Raw genomic sequence first — 18,703 nt, 5'->3', positions numbered from 1 at the left:
TGTGCCTCCTCGAAAGCGCGCCCTTCACAAGGGAAAGTTCAGTGGGACGATCCTCAGCCTAGCGACACTAAAGCCGCATCGACGTCGGTTGGCGTACCAATTGCACTGGCTGCGATATCACGGTTGATCCGTCGCGCCAGCCCCGACAGAACTTTTCCAGCGCCAATTTCGTAAAGTGTCGAGACGCCGTTTGCGCCCAGCCACTCCACCGTTTCGCGCCAGCGCACCCGCCCTGTCACCTGCTCGACAAGGCGCGCGGCAATCAAATCGGGATCGGTCGTCGGTTCAACGGACACGTTGGAAACAACTGGAACACTGGGGGCGTGCCTGGCAACATCTGCCAATGCCACGCGCATGGCTTCGGCGGCAGGGGCCATCAAGGCCGAGTGGAAAGGTGCCGAAACCTGAAGCATCAAAGCCCGCTTCGCGCCTTTTTCGCTGCAAAGCTTTGCCGCGACTTCTACCGTGGGTCTCGCGCCGGAAATCACCAACTGGCCGCCACCATTGTCATTGGCAATCTGGCAAACAGAACCTTTTGCGGCTTCAACACAGCAAGCTTCCACGTCAGCCTGTTCCAGACCTATGATTGCAGCCATTGCCCCCTCACCCGCCGGAACAGCCGCCTGCATGGCATTGCCGCGAATGCGCAACAGGCGCGCGGCATCAGCCACTGAGACGAAACCCGCAGCCGCAAGCGCCGAATACTCGCCGAGCGAATGACCTGCAACGTAGGAAACCCGGTCCTTGAGTGAAAAGCCATTTGCTTCAAGTGCACGCAGAGCAGCAATCGACACCGCCATCAGCGCAGGCTGCGCATTGGCCGTCAGCGTCAATGCTTCCTCCGGGCCGTCCCAAATCAGCGTGGACAATTTTTCTCCGAGCGCCTCATCGACCTCCTCGAAAACGCGCCGTGCCTCAGGAAAGCGATCGGCAAGTTCCTTGCCCATGCCAACAGCCTGACTGCCTTGTCCCGGAAAAGTGAATGCGATGGCCATGTAACCCGCCCCGATATCCTGTTCTTGCCTGCGTGTCGCGCATACCGGGCGGACAAGTCAAGTCCACACGCCCTCGTTTACTCACGCCAAACTGACACCGGTCTCGTACCTCTTGGCGATCACGCATGATTAAAATCGAACATGAAATGTTCGCTCAAACTTCCCAATTTTGCCACACACGCTCGCTTTTCGTGACGGTAGCATGACATTTTCATGACATGCGCCTGCATTCGGGGAAATTGAGTTGGTAAAGAGTACGCTTGTTACCTCTGTAACATCGAGGCCTGATTGCCCTGTAAAGGCACCGAGCCTGCGCAGACCCGCTTTGATATGCCTGCGCTACATGGCCATAACAATCTTGGCGTCAGCCGCTTTGGTGTTTGCCATCGAGTTGATCTATCGTGGCGATCTCTCCAAAACGGTGGCTTTCTTCCTTCAGCCCTTCAAGCCCGGTTGGACCACGATAATCCTGTTTGCACTGGTCCTTGTCAGTCTGGACGCCATACTTGGGCGTATCTATCAGGGATTGCTGGTCGTCGCCCCTTTGACAATGGCGCTTGCCTTTGTTGGTCATCAAAAATCACTTTATCTCGGCGACCCGCTCTACCCGGCGGATTTCCTGTTCGCGCGCCAGATTTTTGAATTGATGCCACTCCTCGTGCGTGAGCGCCCGATCATGGGCATCGCCATCGCTGTCGGAATAATTGCCGCGCTGGCTCTTCTGGTGTTCACATGGAGCCTTTGGCACCGGCGCGTTTCCGCAATGCCATACAAGGGGCGTGTCGCGCGCCTCGTATTGACCCTGCCCTTGCTGGCCTTTTTCGCCTCGCTCATGGACTACGCGACATTTTCCTGGACACGCGACCGGCTGCAAATCATCCCGATGATGTGGGACCAGAAGGAAAATTACGCCAGCAACGGGTTCGCGCTGGCATTTGCGCTCAACGTGCCAATGGCTCATGTGAGTGCGCCCAATGGCTATTCCGAGAAAACAATTGATGCCATCCCAAGGCCAACGGCTGCGGCATCCTTTCCTGCGCAAAAGCCCGACATCATCATTGTCATGAGCGAGATCTTTCTGGGATCCAACGCTTCTGCCCGGCGTCAAAATCACCCCGGATCCGCTACCCACCGTGCGTGCAATGCAATCCGGCACTATGTTTTCACCTGAATTCGGGGGCATGACCGCCAACATCGAATTTGAGGCGCTGACAGGTTTTTCCAATGCTTTCCTGCCCGCAGGCAGCATTCCCTATCAGCAATATGTACGTGCGCCGGTTCCTTCTCTGGCTAGATTTCTGGGAAGTGAAGGGTATGAGACACATGCCATTCATCCCGGCACAAACTGGTTTTGGAACCGCAAGCCCGTCTATGCGGATTTCGGCTTTACCGAATTCAGATCAGAAGAAAACCTGCCATTGCTTGAAAAGCGCGGCCCACTGGCGTCCGATGCTTCAATGACTGACGAAATTATCCGCGAAGCGGACGCCACTGACGCGCCGTTCTTTTTCTTCGCGGTCAGCCTGCAAAACCACGGTCCATATGAGCCGAACCGCTACAAACAACCCACCCATCATGTCGAGGCGTCGACATCGCAGTGGGCGCGTGATTCGCTGCAGAGTTATGCAGAAGGCACCGCCGATGCGGATCGGGAATTGCAGCGTCTTGTCGACTGGGCCAAAAAACGCGAGCGCCCGACAATTATTGCCTTCTTCGGCGACCATCTGCCGCCGCTTGGCCGCGTCTATGTCGAGACAGGGTTTCTCAAAGACAATGTCGCGCCGCGCAGGGAGCCCGCGCCACAAATGCTCGCCCACCATGCAACACCACTTGTCATCTGGTCGAACAAGATGGGACCGGTGGAAAATCTCGGCGCAGTCAGCCCGTCATTCCTGCCGTTCCATATCTTGCGCACAGCAGGCATCACCCATCCTTACTATACGGGCTTTCTAGGGGATTTACACGGCCGCTACGCAGTTGTTGACCGCAATGTCCTGTTGAGTACGCAAGGCACAGCAACGGCCGACTGGTCAAGGCAGAAGGAAATCGATCCCGAGATCCGCGACTTCCGCTACCTCCAATATGATATGATGTTCGGTAAGCACCGCGCACTGACCGATTTCTTCCCTGAAATGGCGGATAAATTGCTTGCACATACCAGTTGAATTGCCACGACCCTTCGCACGGCAAAGCGCAAACGCCGCTGCACTTTGGCCAATGAGCATGGCAACGACTTGACTTTACGGGCGCATTCTTTATGTGTCCGGCCAAGTTTCCCGCCGTCCGGGCGATATCCCCGTGCAATAGCGGCTCTAACCTCACGAACACCAACGGACAAACATCATGGCCAAAGCTGCTAATATCAAGATCAAGCTTCTGTCGACCGCCGATACCGGCTTCTTCTACGTAACCAGCAAGAACAGCCGCACCAAGACGGACAAGCTTTCGTTCCGCAAGTACGACCCGGTTGCAAGGAAGCACGTTGAATTCAAGGAAACCAAGATCAAGTAATCTGGTCACTCCTCAGAATGAAAAAGCGCCGCCCATTGGGCGGCGTTTTTGTTTCTTGAAATATTTCGACAATCCCAATAGCAATGGTCAAGAAAAATGGGGGCCGACCAGCAGTTGGCAGCGGTACGAGGAGGCCACTATTCACCAACGCCGGCCGGCCAACCCCACGGACCCAGGAGATGCGGCGGACCTGAGCATCGCGGGGCATTTTCGGACTGCCCTGGCAGTAAAACCTCGCGCCTGGCACTGTCCTGCTTTTGCAACGGGACATTTGCGCAAGATATAATCATAATCAATAGTTTCTTAACCAAAGCACACGACTTGCTTGGATTAAGGTAAATTCGTAACCGTATTATTTTGACGAGATTTTCGACCTTGCGCACTCAAGCAGCCTTGGCGACCACCCGATTTCGGCCGCCACTTTTGGCTTCATAAAGGGCAACATCAGCGCGTTTCATCAGCCCTTCGATGGTATCGACGCCCTTCAGGATTGATGAAACACCCACGCTGACCGTCACTTCCACAAGCTTGCCGTCCTGACCGACAGCAAAGGGAAGCTGCGCAATTTCAGCCCGGATACGCTCTGCCACCTTTTCGGCCACAGCGCCTTCGGTGTCGGGCATAACGACAACGAATTCCTCGCCGCCAAAGCGGCATGCAAGGTCGATACCGCGCACATTCTTGCGTAACCGGCTCGCAAATTCACGCAAGACATCGTCGCCACCGTCATGTCCATGTGTGTCGTTGATCGACTTGAAGCGATCAAGATCGGTAATCATCAATGACAATGGGCGACGCCGTGCCACGGCGCGATCGAACAATGTTTTCAAATGACTGTCGAGATAGCGGCGATTGTGCAAACCTGTAAGCGGATCGGTCACCGCCATTTCTATGGTCTGCGTAACACTGGCCCGTAGTTGGTCATTGTAGCGTTTGCGGCGCACCTGTGTACGCAAGCGCGCCGTCATTTCGTGAGCGTCTATCGGCCTGATGAGATAGTCGTTGATACCGAGTTCCAGCCCTCTGATAAGACGGTCGTCCTCACCTTCATCCGCGATCAGCATGATTGGCATGAAACGTGTGCGGTCGAGCGAACGCAATTGCGAACACAGACGCAACGGATCGAAATCGGCAAAGCCGGTAGAAATCATGACGCATTCGTAAGGCGCTTCTGCTGCCTGAAAAAACCCGGCATGCGGATCGGTTACAATGTCGAGATCGGCGATCCCCCTCAACAATTTCTTGATCCGCTCATACGAACTTTTGTGTTCATCGACCAAGAGGATTTTTGGGACCGTATTGTCAGTGGCAAAATTGCGCGAAAGCAATTCTTCAATGCCGATATTGCGTGTGGTGGCCGCGCGAAGGCGCAGTTCGTCCGTCAACATTTTGAGACGAACCAGGCTTTTGACCCGCGTCATCAACTGCAGATCATTGACCGGCTTGGTAAGAAAATCGTCGGCGCCTGCCTCCAATCCGCGAGACGCGATCCGCCACCTGATCGAGCGCTGTGACCATAACGATGGGAATGTGCGACGTTGCCGGATCGCTTTTCAAACGTCGGCAAACCTCAAAACCGTCCATGTCCGGCATCATCACATCGAGCAGCACGACATCGACCTTTGTCGACTCGCAGGTCTCGATCGCTTCGGGGCCGGAAGACGCTGTCAGCACGTCGAAATACTCTGCAAGCAATCTTACTTCGAGCAGCTTCACATTGGCTGCAATGTCATCGACGACAAGAATTCGGGCAGTCATCTATACCGCCCCCGATCTGTTGAAACCCCTATTTGTTGAAACAATGTGCATCAGGCATCACCAAGGTAGGATTTAATGGTCTCGATAAAACGAGGTACTGAAATAGGCTTGGAAATATAGGCTTCGCATCCACCTTGGCGAATGCGTTCTTCATCGCCTTTCATGGCAAAAGCCGTCACGGCAATGACCGGAATAACGTGCAGTTCATCATCTTCCTTCAGCCATTTCGTGACCTCCAAGCCAGACACTTCGGGAAGCTGTATGTCCATCAAGATAAGATCAGGCTTGTGGGAGCGCGCCAGGTCGAGCGCTTCCAGACCGTTGCGCGTACGCACGGTTTCATATCCGCTAGCCTCGATGAGATCGCGAAAGAGCTTCATGTTGAGCTCGTTATCCTCTACGATCATTACTTTTTTCGGCATCGACTTCCCGTCCCGGCCCCCCGCAAGCGGATGGATACCGTTATGCGCTTTTTCGCAAACGCACCAAACCCGAGTTCCACGTTACCGCAAGATGATTGACGAAACGGAAATCACTTGCACAAAAACCAATATTGATGGTCTGGCCATTGCATTGTGCTTGCTTGCAGCTTGTCGTCACGGGTACTTGCGACTAATCCCAAGGCAGAATCATTCACCCTCGAACGGGAAAGGTAGTGATGACAGGCTCAACGTCAATGCGCGAACAGGCAGAGGCAGTTGCCATCAAGGCAATAGGCTTTATTGCCTCCGATCCAGATCTTTTGCCTCGGTTTCTCGCTGTGACGGGCATTGAAGCTTCTGCCATCAGGCGCGCAGCCGCAGAACCCGGCTTTCTGGCTGGTGTCCTTCAGTTCATCGTGGCACATGAACCGACACTGATGCATTTCGCCGAACAATCAGGCGTGCAGCCGGCCTCAATCGGCGAGGCAATGAAACACCTGCCACTTGGCGATCACGGCTACGAGCAATCCATATGAGCGATGATCCCGAAACCGCACGCCAGATTGCCGAACTCGCCCTTGACGACAGACCGCTTCTGGTACTCGACGTCGACGACGTTGTTCTGGAATTCATCCGACCCTTTCCGAAATTCCTTGAAGAAAGAGGCTACGGCCTGACCATGACCTCGTTTCGCCTGACTGGGAACATTGCCGAGCGCGCAAGCGGCAGGCTTGCCGAACAGGTGCAAGTCAAGGCGCTGCTCGACGAATTTTTTGACGGCCAGGCCGATTGGCAAAGCATTACCGATGGCGCATCCGATGCGCTTGCCATGTTCGGGGACCGGATCGAAATCGTCCTTTTGACGGCAATGCCGCACAGGCATCGTGAAACCCGGCGCGCTTATCTCGATACGCTCGGTCTTCGCTACCCCTTGCTGACCACTGAAATGGCCAAAGGCCCCGCCGTCGCCAAGCTGCGCGGCAACAAGGGCCGCCCTATTGCCTTTGTTGACGATCAACCGCCCAATTTGATGTCGGCACGTGAGGCGGTGCCAGATATCCATCTTTTTCATCTGATGGCAGATAATTCACTTCGTGAATTCCTGCCCCCGACGCCGGACGACATCGAGATAGTTGAGGATTGGCATGACGCGGCACCAAAAATTGCCGCAGCACTGGGAGTATGAAATTGCTCGGGAAGATCAATGGCCGCACCACTCATTGACGAATCGTTGCGCCGTGAATTGACGGCACTATATCGGCATGAAAGCCGTCATTATCACGGGCTCGCTCATATTCAGGCAATGCTGGAGTTGGCACGCATCCATGACGCGGACCTGAGCGACCCGGCAGCCGTCGAGGCCGCGATCTGGTTCCACGATGCAATCTATGACAGCCGCGCCTCAGATAACGAAGCACGCAGCGCTTCACTCGCGCAAAACCGGCTGGCCGAGCGCACTGACGCCAAAAGGATTGATCGCATCGCGGCAATGATACTGGCCAGCGCCACCCATGAACTGCCGCTATTCGGCGACCAAGCGGCAATCGATGACGCCGCCTTGTTCCTTGATATGGATCTGGCAATCCTTGGCGCAGCGCCAGACATTTTCGACGCATACGAGCAGCAAGTGAGACTTGAATATTCCTGGGTTCCCGAAACGGCATGGATTGCGGGACGCAGTGATGTTCTCAAGAAGTTTCTGGACCGGCCGAATGTGTATCACAGCAAGGCGTTTAACGATCAATTCGAACAACCGGCACGTAAGAACCTGGCGCGCGCGCTGGAAAGGCTGAGGAACCGCCAGGCATAACTCCGGCCCAGACGTAATGCCGGCATCGATCCGCTCTGATGAGCGCTACATGGAATTGCCGGCGTAAAATTCCAGAACGCGCTTCTTGAACGTCTTGTCACCCACCGCCAGCATATGGTCGCGCCCTTCAATATCAAAGGCCACGCCATTTTGCATCAAGGCGGCAAGTTTAGCGCCGGACCCGGAAATATCATCCTTCGTTCCCACGGCAATCAATGTCGGCTGGGCAATACGGGCAATTTTAGCTTCGCTCAAAACTTCGCGCGAAGCCACAATGCACGCAGCCAATGCGCGCCGGTCGCTTCTTGTCTGGTCGGCGAAGGCACGAAACGACCGACCGCGTGGATGGGTGATCTCGGCGGGATCATCAACCAACAATGCATCGGCGATAGGGTCCCAATCACCGACACCGTCAATGATGCCGCTGCCAAGACCACCAAACACAAGCGTCGCAACCATGTCGGGATGAGAAAGCCCAAGATATGCAGAAATACGTGCGCCCATGGAATAGCCCATGACATGAGCCCGTTCTATGCCGAGATGATCAAGTAAAGCTGCGGCGTCCGAAGCCATTGCTGACGGCGTATAGTCGGCCTCATCATAGCTCTTGGTAGATGCACCGTGGCCACGATTGTCAAATGCAATGACACGATATCCGGCATCATTCAGCGTTTTGAACCACCCCGGCGAAACCCAGTTGACGTAATGGCTGGATGCAAAGCCATGAATGAGTAAAACCGGATCGCCCTTGCCCGCATGCGGTTGGCGGTCGAGATAGGCAAGATCGAATCCCTGATGATTAAAGAACTGCATGGGTGAGATTCCTGTGCCTTGCCTCAATCGCTACCGGAAACGGGTGAATCGCTGGGAACCGGGGCTACGCCAATTGCCGGATGCCGAGCCAGATCACCCTCATGAATGCCCTGCTTCGCTGCGGTTCCAGCTTTCAACTCAAGCACGTAGCGAACAGGTTCGCCCGGAGAAATCACCGCTTCCGACTGCGGTTCGCCCTGCCTGATTGCCTTTATCCTGCCATCGGGCCCAATGAACAACAGATCAAGCGGCATCGGCGTGTTTTTCATCCAGAATCCCACTTCGCGCGTGTCGTCAAAAACAAACAGCATTCCGCGATCATCGGGCATTGATTGGCGAAACATCAGACCGGCAGCCCGCTTGGACCCATCGTCGGCGATCTCTACAGCGAAAATACGTTCTCCGCTGGCAGTGACGGCAACCAACGGCACCGGATCGACCGGTAGCAGCATTGCCTGGCCGTCAGCCCTACCCGGTTCTTGCGACCATAGGAGAACCATGACCGCAAGCAGCGCGGTGCATAGAGCTACAAGCCTGCCGGCTCTCATGGAATTATTCAATGCCATTGAACACCCCTACCGCATTTTACTGCGAGTCGAAATCACCGGGCAGGCATATAAATGTGAAACCCCGTAGCCAGGCTCAACGGATCAGAGGGCAAAAATAGAAGAAATCGGACCGGCAAACGCCTCAGTGCGAGACCGGCAAAGTGCCCATGTCAGGATGGATTTCGGCAGCCATCAAGCCTTTGTCACCACGCCCGAAACGCACGAGCACAACTTGCCCCGGCCGCAATTCGGCAACGCCATAGCGGCGCAGCGTCTCCATATGAACGAAGATATCCTCTGTGCCCTCGCCACGGGTCAGGAAACCAAAGCCCTTGGTTCGGTTGAACCATTTCACCAGCGCGCGCTCCAGCCCGCTTTCCGGTGTAACCGTGGCATAGCGTTGTTCCTGAATTTCGGCGGGGTGCACCGCTGTCGACGTATCCATGGAAAGTATCTGGAAAGCCTGAAGCCCGCGCTCACCCTGCTTGACCATGCAAACGACGCGCGCACCCTCCATCGCCGTCTGAAATCCGTCGCGCCTGAGACAAGTCACATGAAGCAGGATATCACCCAGATTGGCGACATCTGGCAGGATAAAACCGTATCCCTTGGCAACGTCAAACCACTTGATCGCGCCGGAAACCTCGACAAGATCGACTGAAGCGCCGCTTTCGCCGGGTTTTGCACCATCACTAATGGCTGCGTCCTGCCTCATGAAAGAGGCTTTTTCCCCCATAAGAATGCCCCCTCTGTCGAAATACCGCTACTGATTCTCAACCTAAGAATAGCACTGCCGGTTCCGGTATGCGCAAGACCTGACCTGCCTTTTTTCGGGGATCATTCGGCAAATACATGAATAGTTGATCTCCGACACACCCAAACTACCCGCATGGTTGCCGCAGCGAGAAGCCGTCACTATGTTTCAGCGCAACATTGTGGAGAAATTTCATGCGCTACCTGCACACCATGGTTCGTGTCGCCGACATCGAGGCCTCGCTCGACTTTTATTGCGCGAAGATGGGTTTGAAAGAAGTGCGTCGCTACGAAAACGAGGCCGGACGCTTCACCTTGATCTTCCTGGCCGCACCTGGCGACGAAGAAAGCGGCATTGCAGAGAGGGCACCGCTGGTCGAACTCACATACAACTGGGACCCTGAAAATTATGAAGGCGGCCGCAATTTCGGCCATCTGGCCTATGAGGTCGATGATATTTATACGACCTGCCAGAATTTGATGGACAAGGGCGTCACCATCAACCGGCCACCACGCGACGGCAACATGGCCTTCATAAAATCACCGGACGGCATCTCGATCGAATTGCTTCAAAAAGGCCCCGCGAAGGAAAAGGCCGAGCCTTGGGCCTCGATGACAAACACCGGAAACTGGTAGGCTTCAGCCTATTCCACTGCGGCGGCTATCCTGCCCAGAGCCAGCACGGTTCGCCAATTGCGCGCCGTCGAGACCGTTTTCAGCACGCGGTCAAGAACTGGTGGCAATTTGGATGCGCTAAAACCACTTGGCACATGCAGGTAGAGAAAATTATCTCTCACCTGCAATTGCTCACCTCCAAGGCAACGCGCCCTCAACGCCTCCACATCCTCCTCAGCGGGCGTCATTTGCAAGGCGAATACATGCAGGTTGGTCGGCTCATCAACGGCTTGCGGAAATGGATTGTCCAAAATGAGCTGTTGCCAGCGATCCCTATCCACCAGCATGATCGCCTTGTCGAAATCGAAGCTTTTCTTCGCAATTGCAGCGATAATTTCATGGGTCTTTGCTTCATCAAACGGTGATGACAAAACGGCATTACCGCTGTTGATATAAGTCGACACGTCACCGAATCCGGCCTCTCCCAGCGCCACTCTCAATGCTGCCACGGGAAGTTGCGTCGCTCCGCCTACCCCTCGAAAGAGCACGACATGAACGCCACGCCTTGTCTTGCTCGTCATATGATGAAGCCCGCCAGCGTCTCATTGTCAGTGATGTCCTGATATTGCACGCCCTCGCGCTCGAATTTTGCTCCAAGCTTCTCAAAATTGCGTCGGTCTTTCGTTTCAATGCCAATCAGCACCGAGCCGAAATTGCGGGCCGATTTCTTCAGATATTCAAAGCGGGCGATGTCGTCATCCGGCCCCAGCATTTCCAGAAAATCACGCAATGCGCCGGGCCGCTGCGGAAAGCGGATGATGAAATATTTCTTCAACCCCTCAAAGCGTAGCGCCCGCTCTTTCACGTCCGGTAATCGCTCGAAATCGAAATTGCCACCGGACACGACCACCACAATGGTCTTGCCTTTGAGTTCCGCGCGCGAAAACTCCTTCAGCGCATCAATAGCCAATGCCCCTGCCGGTTCCAGCACCACGCCTTCGACATTGAGCATCTCGTTCATCGTCGCACACAGGCGGTTTTCAGGAATAAGCTTGGTCGCGTCTGCGGGAAACGATTTGAGCAATCGAAAATTCTCCCGCCCAATCTCGGCCACGGCAGCCCCATCAACGAAATTATCGACCTTAGCAAGCTTGACCCGCTTGCCGGCTTCAAGACTTGCCTTGAAGCTCGGTGCCCCCGATGGCTCACAGAAAACAAAGCGAGTTTGCATGTTTATATCAGCAAAATATTGCGTGATGCCCGCTGCAAGCCCACCCCCGCCAACAGGCAACAAAACCATGTCCGGCTTGGTTGCGTCTGCCATCTGTTCGGCGATCTCATAGGCAACTGTCGCCTGTCCTTCGATGATATCGCGGTGATCGAAGGGCGGCACCATGTGGGCGCCCGATGTTTCGCAAAAATCGAGGGCAGCGCGATAGCACTCGTCGAAAAAATCCCCGATCAGCTTTATCTCGACGAACTCGCCACCGAAGTGCCGTGTCTTGTCGATCTTCTGCTGCGGCGTGGTTACCGGCATGAACACCACGCCCTTCTTGCCAAAATGGCGGCAGACGAAGGCAAAGCCTTGAGCATGGTTGCCGGCCGATGCGCACACGAACAACTTGGCCTTGTTGCCGTCAGAAAGCGTCTTGCGGAAGAAATTGAACGCTCCCCTGATCTTGTAAGAGCGCACCGGCGTCAAATCTTCACGCTTCAACAGGATACGCGCGCCAAATTTCCGGGAAAGGTAGGCATTTTCCTGCAAAGGCGTTTGCGGGAATATCTCGCGAACGGCAGCCGCCGCATTGGAAACCCTGTCAGCAAAGCGTGTCATGATGTCGTCCTGATTGTGAAGCGCACTTACGTTCCTGCCGTCATTTCGGCAATTGCGCAACACCATGATGCTTTCATATGGGCTCGCGCGCCTTTGCGCCGCGAATGACTTACTTCCGCCGCACTATGGCTGTCCGCAAGCCTGCGAACAAAGCCAAAGCCCCGACCGTGAGGGCTTCGACCCGGACAGGAATTTGAAGTGCCGTTGAAAATCATCCTCGCGATTGTTTTTTCGCTCCTTATTACCGGCTGCGCTGGAAAGCCAGCGCAGGAAATACTTGGCAGCGCGGTCATTACCGCGTCGGTATCTCAGATCGCCGGCAATCATTCGATTTTCATTGCAACCACGCGCGAGCATTCAAACGACCCCGGCAAGGTCTTCAATGGCGAACGGTCAGCCACGCTGAACTTCGCGCGCGTCAATGTCACCGTGCCAAGCAGTCACGAGACGGGCAAAATCGAGCGTCGCAAACGCGGCAAATCGGACGACCCCTCGAAATACTTCATGGCGTCCGAAGTGGCCGGTTACGACACATCGCCCAAATTCTCCAAGGCGCTCGATGCCGATATCGCCGCGCGCGGCGGACGTGTCCTGTTATTCGTCCACGGTTATAACACCGGCTTCGATGATGCCGTATACCGCTTGACCCAGATCGTGCATGATTCCGGCTATACGGGAACGCCCGTGCTCTTTTCCTGGGCTTCTGGCGATTCCACCACCAGCTATGTCTACGACAAGGAAAGCGCCAGCGCGGCGCGCGATCAGCTGGAGGTGACGCTAAGGCTTCTGGCACAGTCCGGCGCGCGCCGTATCGACATCGTTGCACACTCGATGGGCACCTGGGTGACGATGGAAACCTTGCGCCAGCTTGCCATCACCGGTGATCGCGACCTCGGCGGCAAACTCGGCGACGTGGTGCTGGCCTCTCCGGACATTGATGTCGATGTGTTCAAAAGTCAGATGCGCCGTTACGGCAAGCCGGACAAACCTTTCATTCTGCTTTTGTCCGATGATGACCGGGCGTTGAGGCTTTCCGGTCTGATTGCCGGCTCGCGCCCCCGTGTTGGCGACTACAAGAACGCCGCCGACCTGGCCGAATATGGGGTGACCGTCGTTGATCTTTCGGATGCCAAAGGTGGCGATACTTTCAATCACACCAAATTTGCCGACAACCCAGCCATGATCAAGATGCTCGGTCAACGCCTGCGCGCAGATGACGGTTTTGCCAGCGAGCGCGATGTCACCGATCGCATCAATCAACTCGGCAAACAGATTGCCGGTGGCGTCATGTAGCCACCGGCAAGGTTCGACTCTGCCGGAAAGCCACTATATAAACGAACCTCCAGCCGACCTCACTCTGTTGGCGCTTGTAGCATTTGCCAGCCATTCTGCAGCCTCATACATACTGCAGCCAAGGAGCGATGTATTTGTGCGTGTAAATCCGCTGTTCGTCCTAGCTCTTTTGTCAACAATAGCCGGCTGTGCCGGGTCAAAAACGCACGACCTTCTCAACAAGACTGCGATTTCTGCACCGGCATCCGATATTGCCGCAACCCACGAGATATATGTCGCCACCACACGCAAGAGAGCTCTGAAAGAGCCGCGACAAGTCTTCGACGGCGAACGTTCGCTGGACACGAGTTTCGCCCGCGTCGATATAACGGTACCCAAGATCCACAAGGTTGGCGCCATCGAGCGCGCCAAGGGGGCTGCACCCAGCGACCCCGCAAAGGATTTCACTGCATCGCGCGTCACCTTTTACGATGGTGCTCCGCAATTTGCGAAGGCCGTGGGTGCCGACATTGTCCAGCGAGGCGACCGCGCGCTCGTCTTCGTTCATGGCTTCAACAACGGCTTTGACGACGGCATTTACCGGATCACACAAATCGTCAACGACACAAACTATCCCGGCACGCCCGTGCTTTTTTCATGGGCGTCGAGTGGCAAGACAACGGGCTACATCTACGACAAGGAAAGCTCGAACGCAGCGCGCGACGATCTCGAATCGACATTGCGCATGCTTGCCCGGACCAAGGTCAAAAGTATCGACATCATCGCTCATTCGATGGGCACATGGGTGGCGATGGAGGCTTTGCGCCAGCTTGCCATCACCGGTGACCGCGATCTCGGCGGTAAACTCGGCTATGTCGTTCTGGCGTCGCCAGATATCGACGTGGACGTCTTCAAGAAGCAGATGATCCGCTACGGCAAGCCTGACAAGCCGTTCACGCTCCTGCTCTCATCGGATGATCGGGCGCTCAAACTCTCCAGCATCCTGTCCGGCGACAAACCACGGGTCGGCGATTATGGCGATGCAGCCGATCTTGCCAGTTACGGCGTCGTTGTCGTGGATCTCACGCAGGCCAAGTCGGCGAGCCGGTTGAACCATGCGAAATTTGCCGACAACCCGATTTTGGTAAAGCTGCTTGGCGATCAATTGCAGACGCCTGCGAGCCTTGCCTCCGCAGATGTAGACCCGGGTCAACCGATTAGCGACCTTGGCGAAGGCATTGGCAAGACAGTCGGCTCGGTCGCAGAAATCGTTATAACGACGCCGTTCAAGGTGCTGACGATCGCGACAGGCAGATAAGACCCCGCTCCCTCATATTGCCGATCAACTGTTATGTTGACAAACCAATGGCGTCGTTTCCTAATCCGTTTTGCTAATGTGGTGGATTTGAAGTTCGTTCCATTTGATTTCGAGGTCTACGATACGAACTTCAAATCTTAAAACCGCAATAAAATCATAAGCTTGCTAGTGTCCTTATCGAATCCGAAATTCGTACAGCGCCACTCGAATAATGATGCGAACTTCAGATTCAGAACACTGGAAATGGAGGAACTGATGAGCCGTTTGTTGAAATTCGCTGTCCTTTCTCTTCTGTTTGGCTTTTTCGCGGCCACCGCGGGTGCCGAGGAGCGATGGCAAACCCTGCCGGAACCAGCCCCCATGCCAAAAGCCGATGACAGCGGTTATGCGCCCGTAAACGGCATCGAAATGTACTATGCCGTATTCGGCGCCGGCGATCCCGTGCTGCTCATCCACGGTGGTCTTGGACATGCCGACATCTGGTCAAGTCAGGTGGCAACCCTGTCCAAAACGCACAAGGTTATTGTTGCCGACAGTCGTGGACACGGCCGCTCAACGCGCACAGACGAGCCTTTCGGCTACGACTTGATGGCGTCGGACTATCTGGCTCTGCTCGACTATCTGAAAATCGACAAGACGGCACTGGTCGGCTGGAGCGACGGCGGTATCATTGGTATCGATATTGCACTTCATCACCCTGAGCGCCTCACCAAACTTTATGCGCAGGCCGCCAATGTAACCACCGATGGCGTCGACCCAGGTGTAGAAACCAACGCAACCTTTGGTGCCTACATCGAACGGTCCGGGAAAGACTATGCGAGGCTGTCGAAAACCCCCGACCAGTATGACTCCTTCGTCGAGCAGATAAGTCACATGTGGGCAAGCCAGCCCAATTGGAGCAAGGAAGAACTGGCCACCATTTCAACCCCGATTGCCATCGTTGCAGGCGATCATGATGAGGCAATCAAACGCGAGCATACCGACTATATGGCTTCAGTCATCCCGGGTGCAAAAGAGATCATTCTGCCCAATGCCAGCCATTTCGCGATGCTCCAGGCACCCGAAGAATACAACCAATCGGTGCTCGACTTCATAGACGGCATGTAAGTACGAACGGCGGAAAATCCCGCTCTAAATTATTGAAGCCGCTGCTGAACGTGATCTTGACCCAGCGCCTATTGGCGCAGCTGCGCCGCGCATAGTGTTTTGAACGCCGGCAGGATTAACCTTAGGCACTAAGGTTAAGAATGTATTTCCATGGCGCTGTGCGTCCGCGTCAGGCACATTCACACAAGGAGACGCAGAATAACGCCAGCGCGAGGGGCAAGGGCTGCGGGTATCACGCTGGTTGTTCTGCGCCTCCGCCAGCGAATCCGGGCCGGGAATTGTTCTGGCCGCCATGCTTCTTCTGTCAAAAGCTGCCCCACGCAATTATGATCTGCAGGGCAGCGAGTTGCCAAGAAAGACATCGGCGACGAATTTTATTGACGCCGAATATCAGCCGGCGGCTTTGAATTGAGAGGCGATTTGCTTTGCCTTTTTCTGGGCAGCCAAAAATTCGGCGCTCGAGAACGCCTGAACCGTCTTTAGATTTGATACGGTTCCGGTCGCACCAGCGACGACAAGCGGTGCGATCATGTCAGATCCATTCGCACTTTCCACAATCATCAGAAAATCATTTTCCCCCGTCGTCATATAGTAGGAGTGCATCTTCCCTCCCGACGACTCGACGAGCGCCTTGGTCGCCAATTCGCGATCAGACGGGTTTGAAATCATCCCCTTCATGGCAGTTGACGTGTAATTCCCGGTAACTACGAAAATCGGCATATGCGTACCCTCCGTAATTATAGTCGGTTGAAAGGTGGCAAACGGGCCACCCTCACGCAAAATTGCGCAATTAAAGACAATACCACCGAAAATCGTTTGCCCCTAAGCATGAAACAAAGGTTTAGGGCGCTGCATGAAACCTTTCAGGCTCGACGTGTATTAACCGCAAACACGGATGCTGTGCCCACGCAAGCCCGACATGACAATCGCGCCAACGACCTGAACCGGCGCACTAATTTTTGAAGATGAAGGCCACATTTTTAGAAACGAAGGCATAGTGACATTGGTGCGGATGAGAGGACTCGAACCTCCACGCCTCTCGGCACTGGAACCTAAATCCAGGGCGTCTACCAGTTCCGCCACATCCGCAGTAATGCCGCAAATCACACGTAGTCATCATTCTGTCAATGTCAAAGCCCAGATGAAGCTGGCTGATTGGTGCGAAGATGGTTGAAAATTGGCCTAGCCTATGACAAAAGGCGTGTCGAATGTGACGGGACGCGACGATCCACTTCCACAAAATGTGATAAGAAGTAGGAAAAACAAAGACTTATTCACATTTTGGAGCGTATTTCGGGTGATTTGAGCCATAAATTGGTCATTTCAATCAGATCTCGCGCCAAAAGCCACTCCCGGCAGAACGATACCGGCAGGCTGTAACGGCAAGAACCGTTTGGCAGCCCCATTGGTGAAAACAAAGGTTTGATGATGCAGGTCACCGAAACGCTCAATTCTGGTCTCAAGCGCGAGATCAAGGTCACCGTGCCGGCCACCGACATGGAAACCAAGCTGTTGGCCCGGCTAATGGATGCCAAGGACAAAGTCCGTATCAACGGCTTTCGCCCCGGCAAGGTGCCGGTTCAGCACTTGCGCAAGGTTTATGGCAAGTCGTTCATGGCCGAAGTGGTCAACGAGATCCTCAACGATGCTCGCACGATCATCACCGGACGTGGTGAAAAGGCCGCGATGCAGCCGGAAGTGGTCATGACCGAGGACGAAAAGGAAGCTGAAAAAATCCTGGATGGCGGAGCCGATTTCGAGTTCAGCCTCAACTATGAAGTCATCCCGGCGATCGAAATCAAGGATTTTTCGGATATCAAGGTAACCCGTCCGGTTTACGACGTTCCCGAATCCGAGATTGACGAACAGGTCACACGCGTTGCCGAATCAACCCGCTCCTATGAAGCAAAGACCGGCAAGGCCGCCGATGGCGACCGCGTAACGATCGACTATGTCGGCAAGATCGGCGACGAAGCCTTCTCCGGCGGCGCCGGCACGGACCAGCCATTGGTGCTGGGCTCAAAGGAATTCATCCCGGGTTTCGAGGAGCAACTCGTTGGAGCCAACGTCGGTGACGAAAAAGGTCACCGTGACATTCCCGGAAAATTATCAGGCTGCCCACCTTGCTGGCAAGGAAGCCACCTTCGACGTAACCGTCAAGGGTGTCGAAAAGCCGGGCCCATTGGAATTGAACGACGAAACGGCAAAGGCCCTTGGTCTCGAATCGCTGGAGCGTCTGCGTGAGGTTGTTCGCGGGCAGATCGAGAACCAGTTCGGTTCGATGACCCGACAGAAGGTCAAGCGTCAGCTTCTTGACCAACTTGATTCGTCCTATTCGTTTGAAGCGCCTTCAAAACTTGTCGACGCGGAGTTCAACAACATCTGGAATCAGGTCAACCGTGATCTCGAAGCGGCAGGTCGCACCTTCACCGACGAGGAAACCACCGAAGAAGAAGCTCGCGGCGACTATACGAAGCTGGCGGAGCGCCGCGTACGCCTCGGCCTCGTCCTGGCTGAAATTGGCGAAAAGGCCGGTGTTACGGTTTCCGATGAGGAATTGCAGCGCGGTCTGTTTGAACAGGTGCGCCGCTTCCCCGGCGACCAGCAGCAGGAAGTGTTCGAATATTATCGCAGCAATCCCGAAGCCCTCAACACACTGCGTGCGCCAATGTTCGAGGAAAAGGTTGTCGACCACCTCCTTGGCTTGGTTTCCATCACCGACAACAAGGTGAGTAAGGAAGAGCTGATGGCCGAAGACGACGAAGACGAGGTCAAGAAGCCAAAGCCCGCCAAAAAAGCGGCTGCGAAGAAAGCCAGCAGCAAGGACACCGACGAGGCAGCAGAACCCAAGAAAAAAGCTGCGCCAAAGAAAAAGGCGAAGGACGCCGAATAGGCATCTTGCCATAACCCTCAAAAGGCCGCCTTCGGGCGGCCTTTTCTGTTTCGC

16 protein-coding genes, 1 tRNA gene and 3 pseudogenes are annotated in these 18,703 nt (G+C 55.0%); 10 read left to right on the top strand and 10 right to left on the bottom strand.

Translation table 11 applies throughout. The features are described 5' to 3' along the window. Positions 1-53: 53 nt before the first annotated feature. Positions 54-995, bottom strand: coding sequence for an ACP S-malonyltransferase (fabD, locus tag AC0L7S_RS15990; RefSeq protein WP_473471923.1), 942 nt, complete (start codon positions 993-995; stop codon positions 54-56). 343 nt (positions 996-1,338) lie between these two features. On the opposite strand from fabD, the pseudogene AC0L7S_RS15985 reads away from it, so the two are divergent. Together AC0L7S_RS15985 and rpmG are read left to right on the top strand one after the other, a co-directional pair. After that, a pseudogene (locus AC0L7S_RS15985) lies at positions 1,339-3,160 on the top strand (LTA synthase family protein). Positions 3,161-3,338: 178 nt separating this feature from the next. Next, positions 3,339-3,506 (top strand): 50S ribosomal protein L33, encoded by a 168-nt coding sequence (gene rpmG / locus AC0L7S_RS15980; RefSeq protein ID WP_080919382.1) that lies wholly within the window; start codon positions 3,339-3,341, stop codon positions 3,504-3,506. A 383-nt stretch (positions 3,507-3,889) separates the two neighbouring features. On the opposite strand, the pseudogene AC0L7S_RS15975 reads toward rpmG, so the two are convergent. Together AC0L7S_RS15975 and AC0L7S_RS15970 are read right to left on the bottom strand one after the other, a co-directional pair. Next, a pseudogene (locus AC0L7S_RS15975) lies at positions 3,890-5,264 on the bottom strand (PleD family two-component system response regulator). A 50-nt stretch (positions 5,265-5,314) separates the two neighbouring features. Further along, positions 5,315-5,671 carry a response regulator gene (locus AC0L7S_RS15970; RefSeq protein ID WP_473474327.1) on the bottom strand — a complete coding sequence of 119 codons (357 nt, stop codon included), beginning with the start codon at positions 5,669-5,671 and terminating at the stop codon, positions 5,315-5,317. A gap of 251 nt (positions 5,672-5,922) precedes the next feature. On the opposite strand from AC0L7S_RS15970, the gene AC0L7S_RS15965 reads away from it, so the two are divergent. The 3 genes from AC0L7S_RS15965 to AC0L7S_RS15955 are packed head-to-tail and all read left to right on the top strand — an operon-like array spanning position 5,923 to position 7,496. After that, positions 5,923-6,222 carry a DUF3572 domain-containing protein gene (locus AC0L7S_RS15965; RefSeq protein ID WP_473471922.1) on the top strand — a complete coding sequence of 100 codons (300 nt, stop codon included), beginning with the start codon at positions 5,923-5,925 and terminating at the stop codon, positions 6,220-6,222. After that, positions 6,219-6,872, top strand: coding sequence for a hypothetical protein (locus AC0L7S_RS15960; protein WP_473471921.1), 654 nt, complete (start codon positions 6,219-6,221; stop codon positions 6,870-6,872). Before AC0L7S_RS15965 ends, AC0L7S_RS15960 begins: the two co-directional genes overlap by 4 nt. 18 nt (positions 6,873-6,890) lie before the next feature. After that, the gene (locus tag AC0L7S_RS15955) at positions 6,891-7,496 is read left to right on the top strand and encodes an HD domain-containing protein (RefSeq protein WP_473471920.1); all 606 of its coding nucleotides are present in this window, start codon (positions 6,891-6,893) and stop codon (positions 7,494-7,496) included. Between the two features lie 45 nt (positions 7,497-7,541). Here AC0L7S_RS15955 and AC0L7S_RS15950 read toward each other — a convergent pair whose 3' ends face one another. The 3 genes from AC0L7S_RS15950 to AC0L7S_RS15940 form a co-directional block, all read right to left on the bottom strand. Continuing rightward, complete coding sequence (locus AC0L7S_RS15950) at positions 7,542-8,309, bottom strand: alpha/beta fold hydrolase (RefSeq protein WP_473471919.1); 768 nt, start codon at positions 8,307-8,309, stop codon at positions 7,542-7,544. 23 nt (positions 8,310-8,332) lie between these two features. Further along, a complete protein-coding gene (locus AC0L7S_RS15945; protein WP_473471917.1) occupies positions 8,333-8,875 on the bottom strand; it encodes a DUF192 domain-containing protein in 543 nt (180 codons plus the stop codon). A 124-nt stretch (positions 8,876-8,999) separates the two neighbouring features. Continuing rightward, a complete protein-coding gene (locus AC0L7S_RS15940) occupies positions 9,000-9,572 on the bottom strand; it encodes a cold-shock protein (protein WP_473471916.1) in 573 nt (190 codons plus the stop codon). A 233-nt stretch (positions 9,573-9,805) separates the two neighbouring features. On the opposite strand from AC0L7S_RS15940, the gene AC0L7S_RS15935 reads away from it, so the two are divergent. Next, positions 9,806-10,246: a VOC family protein gene (locus AC0L7S_RS15935; RefSeq protein ID WP_473471915.1), complete on the top strand. Its 441-nt coding sequence runs from the start codon at positions 9,806-9,808 to the stop codon at positions 10,244-10,246. A gap of 8 nt (positions 10,247-10,254) precedes the next feature. Here AC0L7S_RS15935 and AC0L7S_RS15930 read toward each other — a convergent pair whose 3' ends face one another. After that, on the bottom strand, positions 10,255-10,806 hold the full coding sequence (locus AC0L7S_RS15930; protein WP_473471914.1) for a DUF1697 domain-containing protein: 552 nt from the start codon (positions 10,804-10,806) through the stop codon (positions 10,255-10,257). Next, positions 10,803-12,059 (bottom strand): threonine ammonia-lyase IlvA, encoded by a 1,257-nt coding sequence (gene ilvA / locus AC0L7S_RS15925; RefSeq protein WP_473471913.1) that lies wholly within the window; start codon positions 12,057-12,059, stop codon positions 10,803-10,805. Before ilvA ends, AC0L7S_RS15930 begins: the two co-directional genes overlap by 4 nt. A gap of 198 nt (positions 12,060-12,257) precedes the next feature. On the opposite strand from ilvA, the gene AC0L7S_RS15920 reads away from it, so the two are divergent. From AC0L7S_RS15920 to AC0L7S_RS15910, 3 genes are all read left to right on the top strand, one after another. After that, positions 12,258-13,352, top strand: coding sequence for an alpha/beta hydrolase (locus tag AC0L7S_RS15920; protein ID WP_473471912.1), 1,095 nt, complete (start codon positions 12,258-12,260; stop codon positions 13,350-13,352). A 136-nt stretch (positions 13,353-13,488) separates the two neighbouring features. Continuing rightward, the gene (locus AC0L7S_RS15915) at positions 13,489-14,649 is read left to right on the top strand and encodes an alpha/beta hydrolase (protein WP_473471911.1); all 1,161 of its coding nucleotides are present in this window, start codon (positions 13,489-13,491) and stop codon (positions 14,647-14,649) included. 255 nt (positions 14,650-14,904) lie between these two features. Then, positions 14,905-15,756 (top strand): alpha/beta fold hydrolase, encoded by an 852-nt coding sequence (locus AC0L7S_RS15910; protein WP_473471910.1) that lies wholly within the window; start codon positions 14,905-14,907, stop codon positions 15,754-15,756. Positions 15,757-16,146: 390 nt separating this feature from the next. Here AC0L7S_RS15910 and AC0L7S_RS15905 read toward each other — a convergent pair whose 3' ends face one another. Together AC0L7S_RS15905 and AC0L7S_RS15900 are read right to left on the bottom strand one after the other, a co-directional pair. Continuing rightward, a complete protein-coding gene (locus AC0L7S_RS15905; protein WP_473471909.1) occupies positions 16,147-16,476 on the bottom strand; it encodes a GYD domain-containing protein in 330 nt (109 codons plus the stop codon). A 284-nt stretch (positions 16,477-16,760) separates the two neighbouring features. Further along, positions 16,761-16,845, bottom strand: a tRNA-Leu gene (locus AC0L7S_RS15900). A 339-nt stretch (positions 16,846-17,184) separates the two neighbouring features. Between AC0L7S_RS15900 and tig the strand changes: the two are divergent. Beyond that, a pseudogene (tig, locus tag AC0L7S_RS15895) lies at positions 17,185-18,649 on the top strand (trigger factor). Positions 18,650-18,703: the final 54 nt, after the last annotated feature.

Source organism: Mesorhizobium sp. G2-6-1, assembly GCF_055809095.1.
The sequence above is the reverse complement of the archived record's forward strand: the minus strand, read 5'-3'. Positions and strand labels throughout refer to the sequence as shown.